General features: G+C 69.6%; 10 protein-coding genes. 7 read left to right on the forward strand and 3 right to left on the reverse strand.

What is annotated here, in order from left to right:
* Positions 1–46 precede the first annotated feature (46 nt).
* On the reverse strand, positions 47–2746 hold the full coding sequence (locus tag I3V78_RS25390) for a galactose oxidase-like domain-containing protein (RefSeq protein WP_204491024.1): 2700 nt from the start codon (positions 2744–2746) through the stop codon (positions 47–49).
* A 364-nt stretch (positions 2747–3110) separates the two neighbouring features.
* On the opposite strand from I3V78_RS25390, the gene I3V78_RS25395 reads away from it, so the two are divergent.
* The 5 genes from I3V78_RS25395 (at position 3111) to I3V78_RS25420 (ending at position 10790) form a co-directional block, all read left to right on the forward strand.
* On the forward strand, positions 3111–4397 hold the full coding sequence (locus tag I3V78_RS25395; protein ID WP_204491025.1) for a glycosyltransferase family 2 protein: 1287 nt from the start codon (positions 3111–3113) through the stop codon (positions 4395–4397).
* A 6-nt stretch (positions 4398–4403) separates the two neighbouring features.
* On the forward strand, positions 4404–5489 hold the full coding sequence (locus tag I3V78_RS25400) for a hypothetical protein (RefSeq protein ID WP_204491026.1): 1086 nt from the start codon (positions 4404–4406) through the stop codon (positions 5487–5489).
* A 20-nt stretch (positions 5490–5509) separates the two neighbouring features.
* Positions 5510–6622, forward strand: coding sequence for a hypothetical protein (locus I3V78_RS25405; protein WP_204491027.1), 1113 nt, complete (start codon positions 5510–5512; stop codon positions 6620–6622).
* Positions 6619–7260 carry a hypothetical protein gene (locus I3V78_RS25410; protein WP_239576589.1) on the forward strand — a complete coding sequence of 214 codons (642 nt, stop codon included), beginning with the start codon at positions 6619–6621 and terminating at the stop codon, positions 7258–7260. Before I3V78_RS25405 ends, I3V78_RS25410 begins: the two co-directional genes overlap by 4 nt.
* A gap of 125 nt (positions 7261–7385) precedes the next feature.
* Positions 7386–10790 (forward strand): LamG-like jellyroll fold domain-containing protein, encoded by a 3405-nt coding sequence (locus tag I3V78_RS25420; protein ID WP_239576591.1) that lies wholly within the window; start codon positions 7386–7388, stop codon positions 10788–10790.
* Between the two features lie 48 nt (positions 10791–10838).
* On the opposite strand, the gene I3V78_RS25425 is transcribed toward I3V78_RS25420, so the two are convergent.
* Positions 10839–12485, reverse strand: coding sequence for a DUF4394 domain-containing protein (locus I3V78_RS25425; RefSeq protein ID WP_239576593.1), 1647 nt, complete (start codon positions 12483–12485; stop codon positions 10839–10841).
* A 105-nt stretch (positions 12486–12590) separates the two neighbouring features.
* On the reverse strand, positions 12591–12950 hold the full coding sequence (locus I3V78_RS25430; protein ID WP_204491029.1) for a hypothetical protein: 360 nt from the start codon (positions 12948–12950) through the stop codon (positions 12591–12593).
* A 170-nt stretch (positions 12951–13120) separates the two neighbouring features.
* On the opposite strand from I3V78_RS25430, the gene I3V78_RS25435 reads away from it, so the two are divergent.
* A complete protein-coding gene (locus I3V78_RS25435; protein ID WP_204491030.1) occupies positions 13121–15838 on the forward strand; it encodes a GH92 family glycosyl hydrolase in 2718 nt (905 codons plus the stop codon).
* A gap of 99 nt (positions 15839–15937) precedes the next feature.
* Positions 15938–17059, forward strand: coding sequence for an ABC transporter substrate-binding protein (locus tag I3V78_RS25440; protein ID WP_204491031.1), 1122 nt, complete (start codon positions 15938–15940; stop codon positions 17057–17059).
* The last annotated feature ends 187 nt before the right edge of the window (positions 17060–17246 follow it).

A 17246-nucleotide genomic window follows, 5' to 3' on the forward strand; every position in this document is an offset into this window, starting at 1 on the left:
CCCATCCCCTACCGCGTCACGGCCGGGCGCGCCAGCACCCGCCACGTCACTCGTTGGGCACGAAGCTCAGGTGCAGCTCGAGGTCGAAGGACAGGTCGGGCGACGTGGCTCCCGCCTGCTTCACCATGACCGCGACGGTGTTCTCCCCCTGGACGAACACCTTGGCGGGGATGGCGCCTCCGGCGAGCTCGTTCTCCGTGGAGGCGCTCGCGTATTTGTCGTGCTCGATGCCCTTGTCCACGTTGCGGGCGAACACCTGCGTGCCATTGACGAACACGACGATGCCGTCATCGAAGAGGACGTTGAGGTGCGCGTCCGTGATGGTGCCATTCACCAGGAGCTTCTTGCGGAAGTAGACGCTCGTCTGCGCCGGGGCCACGACCTGGAGCACCGTGGCCTCGTCCCCATCGCCGTAGCCCAGCTGCCCCGCGCCGCTCTTCCAGCCCGTGTCGTTGAAGACCTTCTGCGACCACTGCACGCCCGGATCCGCGCCCGTGTCCAGGTAGCGCCAGGTGGAGTGGAAGGGAATGGCGACGATGCTCTGCGAGCGCCGGACGGTGAAGGGCCGCTGGCTCACGTCCGACACGCCCGGGCTGCCCAGACGCGACACCCGCAGGAGCCCGGTGGAGGTGCTCAGGTTGGGCACGCGCCAGGAGAACACGCCGGTGTCGGGCAGTCCCGTGGCGATCTCCGTCCAGGTGGCCCCGCCATCCGCGGAGTACTCGAGGTTCACCCCGGGCAGGTGGCCCACGCTGGACCAGGTGATGGGCACGGAGGCCCCGGGCTCGAACACCTCGCCGCCATCGGGCGAGGTGAGCATCACCGAGTCGAGCAGGGGCGTGGCGGTCTGCTCCACGTCCAGGGACAGCGCGAAGGTGAGATCCGGCGAGGAGGCGGACACCTGCTTGACCATGGCGGTGATCACGTTCTCGCCCACCCGGAAGGGATTGGGCTCGAGCGGCACGTCGGCGCGGGCATGGGCGTTGGTGACCGAGGCCGTGGCCCAGACGCCGAAGTCCAACCCATTGCCCATCTCGCGCGAGAAGACGAGCGTGCCGTTGATCCACACGGCGACACCATCGTCATACAGCGCCTCGAGCGTGGCGGCGGTGACGGGGCTGTCCAGGGTGATCTTCTTGCGGAAGTAGACCGAGGGCGCGCCGGGCCGCAGCTCCGTGCCCTCGTCCCCGTCGCCATAGCCCAGCTGGCCCGGCCCGCTCTTCCAGCCCGAGTCATCGAAGTCCGGGGCGTGCCAGCCCGTGCCGTGGTCGATTCCCCGGTCGTCGTACTTCCACGCGCTGCTGAAGGAGATCTGCTTGCGCGCGCGGGGCACCGCGGTGACCACGCGCACCATCTGCCCCACCGAGGGCACGCCCCGGTCATCCACCACGAAGAGCATGTAGTGCCCCGGGGGCGCCTGGAAGTTGTCGCCCGGCCCCTTCACGGTGAGGCCGCCTTCCGTCGGGGTGAAGGCCAGCCGCAGGAAGCGCTGGTTCTGGTCGAAGGCGTGGGTGACCGAGCCCAGGGCGAGCATCGTCACCTGGGCGACGCGCTGCACGTCCGGCGTCTGGAGGAAGAAGTCCTCACCCGGCGCGAGGGCGGGCGGCGCGGACTCGATCGTGGGCCGCGGCGCGCCCGCCTTGTGGAGGTAGGGCGGCGAGAGGATCTCCACCGTGCGCCGCTTGCGGCCACCGGCGTTGAGCACCCGTCCGTCCGGCAGCAGCAGCGCCGTGGAGTGGTAGCCGCGGTACTCCGACGCCGGCGCGAACGTCGTCCAGGTGTCGGTCTCCGGATCGTACAGCTCGGGCACCTTCACCGGCTGGGTGTCGTCATCGAAGTCCCGGCCCCCGCTGCCGCCCGTCACCAGCACCTTGCCGTCGGGCAGCAGGGTCGCGTTGATCTGCCGCCGGGCCAACTTCATGGGCGCGCGCGCGCGCCAGGTGGGCGTGGGCGACGCCAGGTCGATCTCCTCCACGGTGTTGGTGGGCGGCGAGCCGCCCCCCATGATGAGCACCTTGGAGCCATACATCACCGCCGAGCCATAGGAGCGGCCGTTGAAGTCGCTGCGCGGCCCGTCGTACCAGGTGCCCGTGCCCTCGGGATCCAACCAGCGGCTGGCGCGCTGGGGCCCGGCGAAGAAGAGCTTGCCGGTGGGCGACAGGAACATGCGCGGGTAGTAGGGCAGATCGCGCACGGCGGTGGTGAGGTCGCGCCACGTGCCCGACTCCGGCTGCCACACCTGGGGCAGCGGGTTGATGCTGCCCGCGGCATGCGTCTCGCCGGACAACACCACCACCTGGCCGTTCTGCAGCGCGGTGCTGGTGGGGTACCAGCGGTTGTCATTCATGTCCGGGCCGCGCGTCCACTTGAGCGTGTAGGGATTGAAGATGCTCGTATGGGGCAGCCCCACGTGCGACTCGACATGCCCGCCCGTCACCAGCAGCCGACCATCCGGAAGCCACGAGTGGCCCGAACAGAAGATGTTGTAGTCCGCCGTGGGCATGGGCGTGAGTCCCCCCGTGGCGGGATCCCACAACTGTGGCGGTTTGACGCCCTCCTCGAACTCTCCATAGAACATCACCTTGCCCGTGGGCAGCAGGTGCATGTGTGTCGCGGAGATGGGAAAGGTCGCCACCTGCGACCACTCTCCCACGAGCGATGGATCCGCCTTCGCTTCCCGCGCCAGCAGCGAGGCCGTCACCACGAGCGCACCCCTCGCCCACGCCCTCACGAATGCTCCCCCCATGTTCCCATCCCCTTCGCTTTGGTTACAGCCGCTGAACGTAGGGTTCATGGCCCTATTGCCAAGTTGGCGAAGGGTCGTGTCCCCGTGGCGGGCGCACGACACCCCCTGATGGAAAAGTGTCCCTCCATCCCACAGTGAAGGGGGACCGCGCAGTCGGAGCCGGGCAGACCCACCACCCCCCAAGGTCATTGTCCAAAGGGTGTCACGGGCTGAGTTTCAGGCCCGTTCCAAGCGTTCACGAGGGGCGGTTGCTCGGGGGCGTGGGGAGCCGAGGGGGGGAAGGCGGGCAACAAGGACCGGGGGGCACCCCGCACGGAACACGTGTGGGTGGCAGGGCCCGGGACCACGTCTCGCCGACGGGGATATGGAACTCTTTCCAGTTCATCTGTTGGTGCTGTTGGTGATGATGAACCGGTACGTGCTGGGACCGCTGCTCAAGCGCTTCCGCGGCAACCGGATGGATGGCACGGACCCGGACTACAAGCCCACCGTGTGCGTGGTGATTCCCCTCTTCAACGAGGGCGAGGGCATCTTCCACGCGGTCAAGAGCCTGCTCGCGCAGGACTACGACGCGGACAAGCTGAGCATCCGGGTGGTGGATGACTGCTCCACGGATGACAGCCACGCCTGGGCGCTGCGCGCCGCGGAGGGCCACCCCCACGTCACGGTGATGCGCAACCCCCACAACATGGGCAAGCGCAAGGGCATCGCCCGCGCGGTGCGCGAGGCCGACGCGGAGATCATCGTCTCGGTGGACTCGGACGTGGTGGTGCACGAGAGCGCCGTGAGCGAGCTGGTGCTGCGCTTCACCAGCCCGCGCATCGCCGCGGTGGGCGGCCGCACGTTCGTCACCAACCGCAACGAGAACTGGCTCACGCGGATGATCGAGATCAAGTTCTACTTCGCCCAGGAGTGGCTCAAGGACCTGGAGCGCGGCTTCCGCTCGGTGCTGTGTCTGTCCGGATGCCTCACCGCGTACCGGCGCCACGTGCTCCTGGAGCTGGAGCCCATCCTCGAGGCGCGCAACATCGCCGGCATCCCCATCAAGTATGGCGAGGACCGCTTCCTCACGCGGCAGATCGTCAAGGCGGGCTACGAGACGGTCTACACCACGTCCGCGTGGTGTCAGACGGCGGCGCCCGCCACGCTCGCGGGCTACGTGTCCCAGCAGCTGCGCTGGCGGCGCTCCAACCTGGTCGACATGCTCTGCGGCCTGAGCCACGCCTGGCGGCTGCACCCGGTGGTCTGCATCCACTACGTGTCGCAGCTCGCGCTGCTGCTGTCCTATCCCCTCACCATCCTGCACAACATCATCAACGGGCAGTTCTGGGAGGTGCTCTTCCTGCACATGCTCATCATGGGCTTCATGGGCGTCATCTACCGCGTGGACAAGCGCAACCTGCCGCCGGAGATGCGCGTGCCGACGCTGTCCTTCCTGCCCATGGCCTTCATGATGCCCATCACCTACGCGCTGCTCACGCCCCTGGCCCTCTTCACCCTGGACTCGGGCAGCTGGGAGACCCGCGGCAAGCCCGCCCCCGCGCCCACGCCCACCCCCGTCACGCCCCCCACGCCCGCTCCGTCCGTGTCGGCCACCTCCGGCACCCATCGTCTTCCACATCTGCCCACGCAAGCCGTGGGCGGGGGGTAACGCATCATGAATCAGCGCATCGCCAATCAACTCAATACCTTCATCGTCAACATCTACAAGGCCATGGGCACCGTCCTGCTCGCGCTCATCCTGCTCGGGCTCGTGTCCTACCTGGCCGTGCAGTGCTTCTTCTTCGTGAGCCATTCGTGGCTCGCGCCCACCGTCGTGTCCTCCACGGACACGCAGATCCTCCAGCTCAACGCGCAGCTGGCGCAGCAGGAGGCCGCGCGCGAGAAGCTGCTCACCGAGCGCCGCGAGGTGCAGACGCGCCTGGAGCAGGCGGACCGGCTGCTCCAGGCGGAGAAGGACTTCCAGGAGCGCTTCCGGGCCACGCTCGGCAGCGAGCGACGGGCGCGCTCCAACGCCCTGCGCCAGCTGGCGTCCCTGCGCGGCATGTACAAGAAGACGGCGCGGGAGATCTCCGAGACGAACCTGGCCTACTCGGACATGGCGCGCGGCCGCACCGAGTCGCTCTACAACGCCCGCATGGTGGAGAGCGAGGAGCGGCTCAACGCCACGCACCAGCTCGCCCAGATGGCGCAGAGCAACCTGTCGCTCACCCAGGGCGTCGCCGAGCTGCACAACAAGTTCGAGCAGCTGCAGCGCGAGCTCAAGGGCTTCGACGCCTCGCTGGGGGGCAAGTCGGATGGGCTCACCGCGGAGGTGCTGCTCATGGAGCGCGAGTACACCCGCTCGGTGCTGGAGGTGAAGCACGCGGAGAGCGAGCGGCTGCACCTCAAGGCCTCCGTGCGCTCCCTGGACGAGGCGGTGGCGCGCTACGACACGCTGCTCGCCTCCATCCGCGGCTCGCCCTGGCTCGAGGCCATCGAGCGCGGCCTGACGGTGGGCTTCGTGCCCTACGAGAACCTGGAGAACGCGGCGGCCGGCACGGCCATCTACCGCTGCGAGTTCAAGCTCTTGTGGTGCGAGCAGGTGGGCCAGGTGGGCCACGCGCTGCGCGGTGAAGTGAGCATCAAGCACCCGGTGCGTCAGACGGTGATGCGCGGGGTGATGGTGGAGCTGGAGCTGTCGGACGAGGGCTGGGCGCGCGAGGAATTGCTGCACCTGGGGCGCGCGCCCCTGATGTTGTGAGCGCGGGCGGGAGAGGGACGATGCGAGTGCGGCGATGGGCGTGGGTGGGGAGCGTGGCGGTGGGACTCGGCGCGGGCGCGGTCCAGGCCCAGGAGTCCGGACGGGAGGGCCAGGAGCCGGGCCACTGTGCCTTCGTCCGGGGCGTGGCGCGCGCGGAGTCCGCGCTGCTGATGGCGCCCCAGGTGTTCGCCAGCGCGGGCGTGGTGAACGCGGGAGATCTCTCGGGCACGGCGTCCTTGCCCCTGGGCCGCCCCGCGCCCCGGCTGTCCGCGGGCCTGGATTACGACGTGGTGGGTCTCTACCGGGGGCTGACGCTGCGGGGCCGCGCCGAGGCGGAGTGCGCGCGCCACCAGGCGCTCGCGGGGCTCAGGCTCGCGCTCCTGCGGGGCCGGGACGTGGGCCTGGAGGCCGCCCTGGACGCGCGCGCCCGCATCCTCGAGGAGTCCCTGCCCGACGCGGGCAAGCTCCTGGCGGGTCTCAACGCGGACGTGAAGGCGGGCCTCGCCACCCTCTCCGAGCTCAACGCCCTGCGGCTGCGGCTGGATGCCCTCACCGCGCTGGCGCACGAGACGCGGCGGGAGCGCGAACGGCTCTCCGCCCTGCCCCGCTCCGAGGAGCGGGCCCTGGGGGAGTGGCTCGGACGGCTGCGCGAGGCGGACGATGCCCTGGAGGCCCGCGAGCGCTCGCTGCGCTCGGCCCAGGCGTGGAGTGTGCGCGTGCGCGGCGGCTACGACGAACTGCTCCAGACGCCCCAGGCACTGCCCGTGTCCGGTGCGCTGGTGGTGGGCTACAGCCTGGGGGGTCTCGTCCAGTCCGCGGCGAACGACCAGGCCCGCGAGGGGCGCCAGCGCGCCCTGGACGAGGACCTGGTGGGCGTGAGCCAGGAGACCTCGCGCCTGCTGCGCGAGCTCCGGGCCACCCACGCCGCGGAGCGCACGCGCCTGGCGGAGGTGGACGTGCTGACGAAGGACCTGGACGCCCAGCTGCGGGAGATCGAGGGCCTGGAGACGGTGCGCGTGCGCCGCTACCGGGACTACCTGCGGCTGGAGTGGACCCGGCTGCGCGCCGAACAGGCCTGGCTCCAGGCCCGCGTGGAGGCGGTGGGCCACTTCCTGGAGCGCGAGGCCCCATGAGCCTCGCGCCCGCGCTGCTCGCGCTGGGGGGGCTGCTGCTGGCCGCGCCGACCTCCCCCGACGCCGCGCGCGAGCCCCCGCCCGTCTCGCGGCTCCGGGTGACCCAGGGACGCCTGGAGCCGCTGTCCGGAGGACGCCAGCGCATCGAGGAGCCCAAGGTGCGCGCGGTGGATGCCACGGGGCGCGAGGGCCTGCGCGTGGCGGAGCTGCGGCTCACCTACCTGGGCCCCTCGGCGCGGCAGCGGGCGCTGCTCTCCGGCGAGCAGCGCCGGCAGGTGGGCCTCAAGCTGCGCGCCCGCGATGGCTGCAACGTCGTCTATGTCATGTGGCGCCTCGCGCCCGTCGCGGGCCTCGTGGTCTCGGTGAAGTCCAATCCCGGACAGTCACGCTCGGACGACTGCGACAACCACGGCTATCTCACGGTGAAACCCGAGCACCGCGAGACCGTGCCCGAACTCCAGACGGGCGTGGCACACACCCTGCGCGCGGAGCTGCGGGGCACGCGCCTGCGCGTGTGCGTGGATGGCGTCCGTGTCTGGGAAGGGCCGCTGCCCGCCGAGGCGTTCGCCTTCGATGGGCCCGTGGGCTTGCGCTCGGACAATGGCCGCTTCGACGTGCAGCTGCGCGCCACGCCCTAGTGGCAGTGGCCAGGCGAGGAGGCGCCGCGTGTGGGTGTCCTTCCTCGTGGACATCACGTCCTTCGCCGTCTAAGTCCTGCGAAGCCTTACCCCCCCAGACAATTCCAAGCCCCAGAAGGGACGCTATGTCACGCCCCGGGTTCAGGTCTCATCGCCTGCTCTTGTTGCTGCTCTCCGCTGTCTTGATTCATCCCCTGACCGGCTGTTCGGATCCAGAGCCGGAACCCACGCCTCCCGGCAGCTCCACGCCGGACAGCGGCACCCCGACGGAGACGCCGGACAGCGGCTCCACGCCGGACGGCGGCTCCACGCCGGACGGCGGCTCCACGCCGGACAGTGGCACCCCGCCCGATGGTGGCTCCACACCCGATGGCGGCTCCACGCCGGACAGTGGCACCCCGCCCGAGTCCGAGCAGGTGTACGGCCTCATGGGCGAGTACTTCCGGATGTCGGCGCCCGGCAAGCGGGACTTCGCCCAGCTCGGCACGGTCACGCTCGAGCCGAACATCGACTTCCAGGATCTGACGGCCACGTTCCAGGCGGCCAACGGCCGCACCGTGGACACCACCGCCCGGTGGACCGGCCGGCTCACCGCGCCGGAGACCGGCGACTACACGTTCTACGCCATCGGCGACAACGGCTTCCGGATGTACCTGGACAACACGGCCGTCATCGACCACTGGGTGGGCGATTGGGACGTGGAGCAGACGAGCCAGGTGGTGCGCCTCGTCGCGGGCGAGCCCCATGAGTTCCGCATGGAGCTGTTCCAGGACAGCGGCGGCGCGAACATGTTCCTGCGCTGGTCGAGCGCCACCCGCGCCAAGCAGATCGTCCCGACCACGGCCTTCACCCCGCCCGTGGGCTTCGAGGTCTACCCGGTCAACTTCACCGTCGGACCGGACGGCCGCCAGCTGGCGCTCGACTTCAAGTCCAAGGTCACCGCGCTCGGCACGCCCCTGCCCCACCTGACGGTGGAGGCCGACAGCACCGACATGCCGCTGACCTCGGCCCGCATCTCCCCCACCGACGACACCGTCGTGGAAGTCACCCTCACCGAGCCCATCCAGCTCAACCAGCGCGTGCGCGTCACCTATGCCGGCACCGGTGGCCTGGCCGTGGGCGGTGAGGCCGTGCCGAAGATCGTGCGCCAGGCGCGCAACACGTCCACCCAGCGGCTGCGCACGCCGTGGGCCGACCAGCTGGATCCGAGCAACCCGCTGCCCGAGTACCCGCGGCCCCAGCAGGTCCGCGAGAAGTGGCGCAACCTCAACGGCGTGTGGCAGTTCGCCGGCGCGGCGAGCGCGAGCGTGGCGCCGCCGTTCAACCAGACGCTGGCCGAGCGCATCGTGGTGCCCTTCCCCGTGGAGTCCCAGCTGTCCGGGCTGGAGCGCCACGAGGACCACATGTTCTACCGTCGGCTCTTCACCGTGCCCGCGGACTGGAGCGTCGGCTCCGGTCAGCGGCTGCTCTTGCACTTCGGCGCGGTGGACTACCACGCGCGCGTGTGGGTCAACGGCAAGAAGGTCGCCGAGCACACCGGCGGCTACACCGCCTTCACCGCCGACGCCACCAGCGCCCTGAACGCCTCGGGGGAGCAGGAGCTCGTCGTCGCGGTCACCGACATCACCGGGCCCAACCTGCCCACGGGCAAGCAGACGCGCCGGCCGGGCGGCATCTTCTACACGCCGGCCTCGGGCATCTGGCAGACCGTGTGGATGGAGCCCGTGCCCACCACGGCCATCGACGGCCTCGTGCTCACGCCGAACCTCACGACGAGCACGCTCGCCCTCAAGGTCACCTCCACCTCGAGCAGCGCGACCGTCACCGCCGTGGCCCGCATCGGCACCACGGAAGTCGGCCGGATCTCCGGCGAGGCCAAGGACACCCTGTCGCTCCCCGTGCCCTCGCCGCGCCTGTGGTCGCCGGAGGATCCCTTCCTCTATGACCTCGAGGTCACCCTCACCGACGGCACCAGCACCGACCGCGTCACCTCCTACTTCGGCATGCGCTCGGTCTCCATCCAGAAGGTGGGCGGCTTCCCCAAGCTGATGCTCAACGGCAAGCCCGTCTTCTCGCTCGCGCTGCTGGACCAGGGCTACTGGCCCGACGGCATCTACACCGCGCCCACCGACGCGGCGCTGCGCTGGGACCTGCAGGTGCAGAAGGACTTCGGCTACAACGCCGTGCGCAAGCACATCAAGGTGGAGCCGCTGCGCTGGTACCACCACGCGGACAAGATTGGCCTGCTGGTGTGGCAGGACTTCGTCTCCGGCTTCTTCAACCGCCAGGACGCCGCGGCCCGGGATGCGTACAAGGAGGCGTTCATCCCCGAGAGCCTCGCGATGATGACGCAGTTGCACAACGCGCCGTCCATCGTGGGCTGGGTGGTGTTCAACGAGGGCTGGGGCGAGTGGGACCAGACCGAGACGGGTGCGCTCGCCGAGCAGGTCAAGGCGAAGGATCCCTCGCGGTGGGTCAACGCGCACAGTGGCGTGAATTGCTGCGACTCGCTGGGCGACTCCGGCAAGGGTGACGTCATCGACCACCACGACTACGGCAACAACGCCGCGCCCTACCCGGACGCCACGCGCGTGGCCATGGACGGCGAGCACGGCGGCTTCACCCTGCGCATGCCGGGCCACCAGTGGCCAGGCGCCCCCACGGTCATCTACAGCGGCGTGGCCGACAAGGCGGCGCTGACGACGAAGTACGTGGACAACACGCGGACCTACTACCTGGCCGCCGCCAAGGCGGAGATGTCCGGCTCGGTCTACACGCAGGTCACCGACGTGGAGAACGAGCTCAACGGCCTCTACACCTACGACCGGCGCGTGATGAAGGTGGAGCTGGAGCCCGTGCGCGCCATCAACCGCGAGGTGATCGCCGCCGGAGCCAAGGCGGGCGAGAACGTGACGTTCCCCGGCGTGGGCACGTGGACGCTCGACGAGGACGGGGGCTCGGTGGCCAACGACTCCGAGGGCAACAGCCCCATGCGCTTCAACCGCAATCCCGCCTGGGTGCAAGGCGTGCGCGGCAGCGCGGTCAAGTTCAGCGGCAACGGCGACTTCGCGGAGACCGACTACCCGGTGCTCGACACCCAGAAGGACTACACGATCTCCGCGTGGGTGACGCTGGACAAGCTGCCGGGCAACTACGCCTCGGCAGCCAGCCAGGACGGCCGCCGCACGGAGAACCCGTTCTACCTCCAGTACGGTCAGGGCGCGTTCGCCTTCAGCACGCCCGGCGGCAACCGCGCCCGGCACCCGATGACGCCCGTGCTCGGCCGCTGGTACCACCTGGTCGGCGCGCGCGCTGGCAACGAGATCCGTCTGTACGTCGACGGGGCCCGGGTGGCCGCCACGACCGCGGGTGAGGCCCTGGTGAGCACCGGTCCGCTGGCGATCGGCCGCGCCAAGTACAACGGCACCAACGTCGACTTCTGGGCGGGGTCGGTCGACGAGGTGCGCGTCTTCAGCCGCGCGCTCAGCGACAGCGAGGTGAACGCCCTGTACACCTCGGTGCCCAAGTAGGCCCCGGGAGGGGCGGCGGGAGTCGCACGCCCGCCGCCCCTCCTCGGCTCAGTACACGAGGGCGATGTCCCGCAGGTCCGGTCCCGCAGCGCCGCCGATGGCCGCCTGCTCCGCGGTGGTGGCGGTGCGCGGGAAGAAGGTGGCGGCGCCCGTGAGCAGGTTGACCTGATAGAGGGCGAAGGGCCCGCTGTCCGTCGTGCGACCCGCCACCAGCGGCAGGCCATTGTCCCCGCCGGCGATGTCGAACCCCGCCGCGCCCTTCCACGTCACGCCCAGCGCGCCCACGTTCACCAGCGCGCCGTTGTTGGGCGGCTCCTGCCGGGTGAGCCCGTTGCCGTTGCGCTCCAGGTCGAACAGCACCGTCGCCGAGGTGCCCGCGAAGCTGTTCGTGTAGGCCGCGCCGAAGACGAGCGCCTCACCGGACTCCCGGTTGATGGTGCCATCGGTCGTCGTCGCGCCGGTGTCCACGTTGATGCGCAGGTTCTGCCCGGTGTCGCTCACCACGCGCAGCCGGTCGGCCACGGGGTTGAAGTCGATGACGAAGTGCGTCCCCGCCAGGCCCGCGAAGGGCGCGGTGGTGTCGGCGGCGTCCGCGCTCAGGGTGGCCTTCTGCGTGGCCACGCCCGTCCGCGCATCCAGGGTGTAGAGCTTGCCCGCGGACGAGAGGGCGTGGAGCTGTCCGTTCGACGGCCGCACGTCGATGCCCAGCAGCGTCTCCCCCGCCGGCACGCCCGTGACGTTCACCGTCGCCAGCAGCGTGTTCGGCGCGGAGACCGCCGCCCGCACCAGCCGGTTGTCGGTGGTCAGCCCGATGAGCGCGGCTCCGCTCGCCTGCCGCAGGGCCAGGGCCTTGAGGGGCTCGTCCTCGCCGATGGCGGAGAGCTCGGAGGCCGCCGCCGGGGCCTTGTCCAGGGCGATGCGGTAGAGCCGCTGCGTGCCACCGACCGTCAGCGCCGCGTAGCCGGTGTTGGTGCGCGCGTCGATGTCATAGCCGCCCACCGCCGAGGCATCCACGCCCAGCGCGACGGGGGTGGAGAGCGTGCCGTTGTTCGGCGGATCCTGGAGGTAGACGCTGTCGGTGACCACATCCAGCACGAAGAGCCGGGTGCTGACCGTCTCCGGGAAGGAGTTGGTGTAGGCCGCCGCGGAGACCCGCGTCCCACTGCCCCCGCCGTTGATGTCGCCGTCGGTGATGGTGCTCCCGGTGTCGACGTTGATGCGCAGGCTCTGCCCGGTGTCGCTCACCACGCGCAGCCGGTCGGCCACCGGGTTGAAGTCCACGGCGAAGGCCGTTCCGCTCAAGGCGGTGAACGGCTTGTCATCCCCGCTCATGGCGGCCAGCGTGGACTTCACGGTGGCCACTCCGGTCTCCGGCGCCAGGACGACGATCTTCCCCCCGCTCGTGAGGCCGTAGAGCCGCGCGTCCGCGGGGCGGTAGTCCATGCCCAGCAGCGACTCGCCCTCGGGCAGCCCCGTCACCGCGATGCTCCCCACGAGCGTGGCGGGCGTCGCGCGGTTGAAGGACACGAGCTTGCCGGACGCCGTCAGGGCCACGACGTCCCCCACCTCCACCGGCTGGGTCGCGGGCGGCTCGGTCGGAGGCGGCTGGGGCGCGGGGGTGTCCGTCTCGGGGCCACACGCCGTGAGGCACAGGGCGGTGAGCGCGGCGATGAGCGGGCGAGGATGTCTATTCAAGGACATGGAGCTCCACGAGGTTGGCGTTCGGGAGCCCCTACGCGGACAGGCGCTGGCCGGATTCATACGCGGCCCAATGAATCGGAACCTGTCCGTCACTGGACGTCAGGAGCCTTCAGGCGCCTTCGCGGGGCTCGGGGCGATGGGGGCGAGTTCCTCGTGGCAGTACACGTCGTCCAGGGTCCTGTAGCTGCAGAAGAAGCGGTGGCCCCGGCACTCCGCGACGAAGGTGGCCACCGTCATGAGGCCCTTTCCCCACGTGTCCTGGTCGATGACGACCTCCGGTGGCGGACAGCCGACCATCCCCGAGGCGTAGTACTGCAGGAAGCTCACGCGCGGCGCGGCGGGCGCCGACTCCTGCGCCGCGGGTGAGGCCGTCGGCATCACGGGCATGGAAAGACAGCCAGTCCAGGCGAGCAGCACACTCACCGCGAACAGGCGGAGGCAACGGGATGGGTGGGTCATCCGCTCGTCCTAGACCAACCGCCCCACCCGCGCCTTGATTCATTGGCATCTGAAAGATCCAATGCCCTCGGGTTGACGCGGAGCGCCACCGGAATCCCGGAGGACACTCCTGGAATTCATGTTAAGCCGGAATTTCAATTCCTGGCGGTGACATGAAAGGTGGTGACTGGATGCAACGGAACAATCCCAGACGGGTCGTCTCCCGGTGTTCTCATGGCCTGACGCTGGTGGGTGCGCTGTGCCTCTCGCCGCTCTGGGCACAGGACGCGGCCGCGCTGCCCTCGGACTACGTGAACACGCTGCGCGGGAGTCACTCCGGCGGCGGGTACTCGCGCGGCAACACGTTCCCGGCGACGGCGGTGCCCTTCGGCTTCAACTTCTGGACGCCGATGACGGACGCGAACTCCACGAGCTGGATCTACGACTACAGCCGCACGTCCATCCAGGCCTTCACCCTCAGCCACATGCCGAGCCCCTGGATGGGTGATCGGCAGACGTTCCAGGTGATGCCCCAGACGGGCTCGGTGGTGGTGGACCGGGCGAGCCGGGCCGCGGCCTTCAGCCACGCCAACGAGACGGCGCGGGCGCATGCCTACGGCGTCAAGTTCAACAATGGCATCCAGACGGAGATCGCGCCCACCGACCACGCGGCCTCCTGGCGCTTCACCTTCCCCGGCACCACGTCCTACCTGCTGTTCGACTCGGTGAACGGGCTCAACGGCTCGGTGTCCATCGACCGGGCCAACAACGTCATTTCCGGCTACGTGGACCACGCGACGGGCTGGGGCCCCGCGCCCCGGATGTATGTCTACGCGAAGTTCAGCAAGCCCTTCGCGGATGCGCTCAACGTGAGCGGCCAGCGCGCGGTGACGTCCTGGGTGCGCTTCAACACCACCGCGGGCGAGCAGGTGACCATGTCCATGGCCACCTCGTTCATCAGCGTGGCCCAGGCCCAGTCCAACCTCGCGCAGGAGATTGGCACCAAGTCCTTCGACACCGTCAAGGCCGAGGCCCAGACGGCCTGGAACGCGCTGCTCGGGAAGATCGAGGTCGAGGGCGCCACCGAGGCCCAGAAGACGATCCTCTACTCCAACATGTACCGCACGTTCCTCTACCCCAACTCCGCCTGGGAGAACGTGAACGGCACCCCGAGCTACGCGTCGCCCTACGCGAGCGGCCACCCGGTGAAGCCCGGCAAGGTGTACGTCAACAACGGCTTCTGGGACACGTACCGCACCACCTGGCCCCTGTACGCCCTGCTCATGCCCACGCTCACCGGCGAGATGCTCCAGGGCTTCGTCAACGGCTACAAGGACGGTGGCTGGGTGACGCGCTGGTCCGCGCCCGGCTACGCCAACATCATGGTGGGCACCAACTCGGACGTGATCTTCGCGGACGCGTGGCTCAAGGGCGTGCGCGGCTTCGATGCCGCGGCGGCCTATGACTCCATGCTGCGCAACGCCACCACCTACAGCTCCGAGGGCGCCAAGGGCCGCAAGGGCATGGAGCGCTCCGTGTTCCTCGGCTACACGCCGCAGGACGTCGTCGGCGAGTCCACCTCGTGGTCCCTGGAGGGCTACCTCAACGACTTCGGCATCGCCCAGATGGCCCAGGCCCTCGGCAAGACCGAGGAGGCCCAGTACTTCTTCAACCGCTCGCTCAACTACGTGAACCTGTTCTCCCCCTCGGTGGGCTTCTTCCGGGGCAAGAACAGCAACGGCACGTGGCGCACGTCGGACGCGGACTTCAAACCCCACCGCTGGGGCTGCGAGTACACCGAGGGCAACGCCTGGCACTACAGCACGCTCGTGCCCCAGGACGGGCAGGGGCTCGCCAACCTCTACTCGGGCCGCGCGGGGCTGGCCAACAAGCTGGACGCCATGTTCTCCGCGTCCCGGGACTACGACGTGGGCTGCTACGGCGGCGTCATCCACGAGATGCTCGAGGCCTATGACGTGAACATGGGCCAGTACGGCCACTCCAACCAGCCCGTGCACCACAGCCTCTACATGTACAACTACGCGGGCACGCCGTGGCGCACCCAGCAGCGCGTGCGCGACGTGCTCAACACCCAGTACGACGCGGGCCTGGGCACGGGCGATGGCTACCGGGGCGACGAGGACAACGGCGAGCTGTCCGCCTGGTATCTCTTCAGCGCCATGGGCTTCTACCCGGTGAGCATGGGCCGGCCCGAGTACGCCGTGGGCGCGCCCTTCTTCCCGAAGATGACGGTGCACCTGGAGAACGGCAAGGACATCGTCATCACCGCGCCCAACGTCAGCGACACCAACCGCTACGTCCAGAGCGCCACCGTCAACGGCATGGTCTCCACGCGCAACTTCCTGCCCCACACGTCCCTGGCCAACGGCGCCACGCTGAGCTTCACCATGGGCGCGTCCGCGTCCACGTGGGGCTCGGGCGCCACGGACGTGCCCGTCTCCCAGACCTCGGGCAGCGCCGTCGCCCAGCCGCTCGTCGACGTCGCCTCCACGGGGACCGTGTCCGCCAGCGGGGAGAACTCGGCCAGTGGCGAGGGCATCGTCGAGGCGTTCGACAACAACTCGCGCACCAAGTGGCTCGCCTTCCAGAACACGCCGTGGATCGCCATCCACCTGCCCGCGGCCAAGACGGTGAAGCTGTACACCCTGACGTCCGGCAATGACTTCCCCGGCCGCGACCCGAAGAGCTGGACGCTCCAGGGCTCCAACAACGGCACCACCTGGACCACCCTGGACACGCGCACCGGACAGGACTTCCCGTGGCGCTACCAGACCCGCGCGTTCGCGATCACCAACACCCTGTCCTACTCGCAGTACCGCCTCCAGGTCACCGAGAACCACGGCGACGTGAACACGCAACTGGCGGAGTGGGAGCTGCTCGGCCGGTAGTGGGCGGTCCCGGGGCTCCGGTGCCGCGTCGTGTCAGACGGCGCCGGAGCCACCCGAAAACTTGTCACTGCTCCAGCGCCGCCTCCAGGATGCCGGGCCATGACCCCATCCTTGTCTGCTTCGCGTACCGCGGGCCTGCTCGCCGCGCTGATGCTCCTCGCTCCTGGCTGCAAGCGGGACACGCCGCCCGAGGCCAAGGGAGGCCCGGAGGCCGCCGCCGCCAAGCCGGTCTCGGGCGGGAAGATCGCCCTGATGCTCCCCGAGTCGAAGACCGCGCGCTACGAGAGCCATGACCGGCCGCACTTCGAGCGCAAGGTGAAGGAGCTCTGCCCCACCTGCGAGATCCTCTACAGCAACGCGGATCAGGACGCGGCCAAGCAGCAGAACCAGGCCGAGGCGGCGCTCACCAATGGCGCCCGGGTGCTGGTGTTGGACCCCGTGGACTCGGCCTCGGCGGCGGCCATCGTCGCGCGCGCACGTCAGTCCAAGGTGGCGGTGCTCAGCTACGAGCGCCTCATCCTCAACGCGGACGTGGACTACTACATCTCCTTCGACAACGAGCAGGTGGGCAAGCTCCAGGCCCAGGCGCTCGCGGACAAGCTCAAGGCCGATGGCAAGGGCGACGGGCAGATCGTGATGATCCACGGCTCGCCCACCGACAACAACGCGCGGCTGTACAAGTCCGGCTCACACGCGGTGATCGACCCGAGCGGCCTGAAGGTGGCCGCCGAGTACGACACGCCGGACTGGAGCCCGGACAAGGCACAGCAGCAGATGGAGCAGGCCCTCACGCGGCTGGGCAAGGACAAGATCGCGGGCGTGTACGCGGCCAATGACGGCACGGCGGGCGGCGCCATCGCGGCGATGAAGGCCGCGGGCCTCAAGCCCCTGCCCCCCGTCACCGGCCAGGACGCGGAGCTGGCCGCCATCCAGCGCATCCTCGCGGGCGACCAGTACATGACCGTCTACAAGGCCCTCAAGCTGGAGGGAGAGATCGCCGCCGAGGTGGCCGTGGCGCTCATGCGCGACGGCCGTCCTCCCGAGGGCCGGGTGAATGGCCAGGTGAACAACGGCATGAAGGACGTGCCCTCCATCCTGCTGCCCTCGCAGGTGGTGACGAAGGACAACGTGAAGAGCACCGTGGTGGCCGACGGCTTCTGGACGGTCGCGCAGATCTGCGAGGGCGACTACAAGGCCGCCTGCGCCGCCGCCGGCCTCTGAGAAACAGGCCCCGGCCGACACGCCCGGCTGGGGCCGCTTCCCCCAACCCTCTCGGGCTATTCGGGAGCGCATCACACAAGACATTCACTTCGCATCCGACTCCGAGGCGCCTCTGGGCAAGCCGCAGTGGAGGCAGCGCGACGTGAGTGGATTGCTGAACGTCCCTCTCAGCTCGAAGGACTGTCCG

This window comes from Archangium primigenium (genome assembly GCF_016904885.1).
Taxonomy (GTDB): Bacteria; Myxococcota; Myxococcia; order Myxococcales; family Myxococcaceae; genus Cystobacter; species Cystobacter primigenius.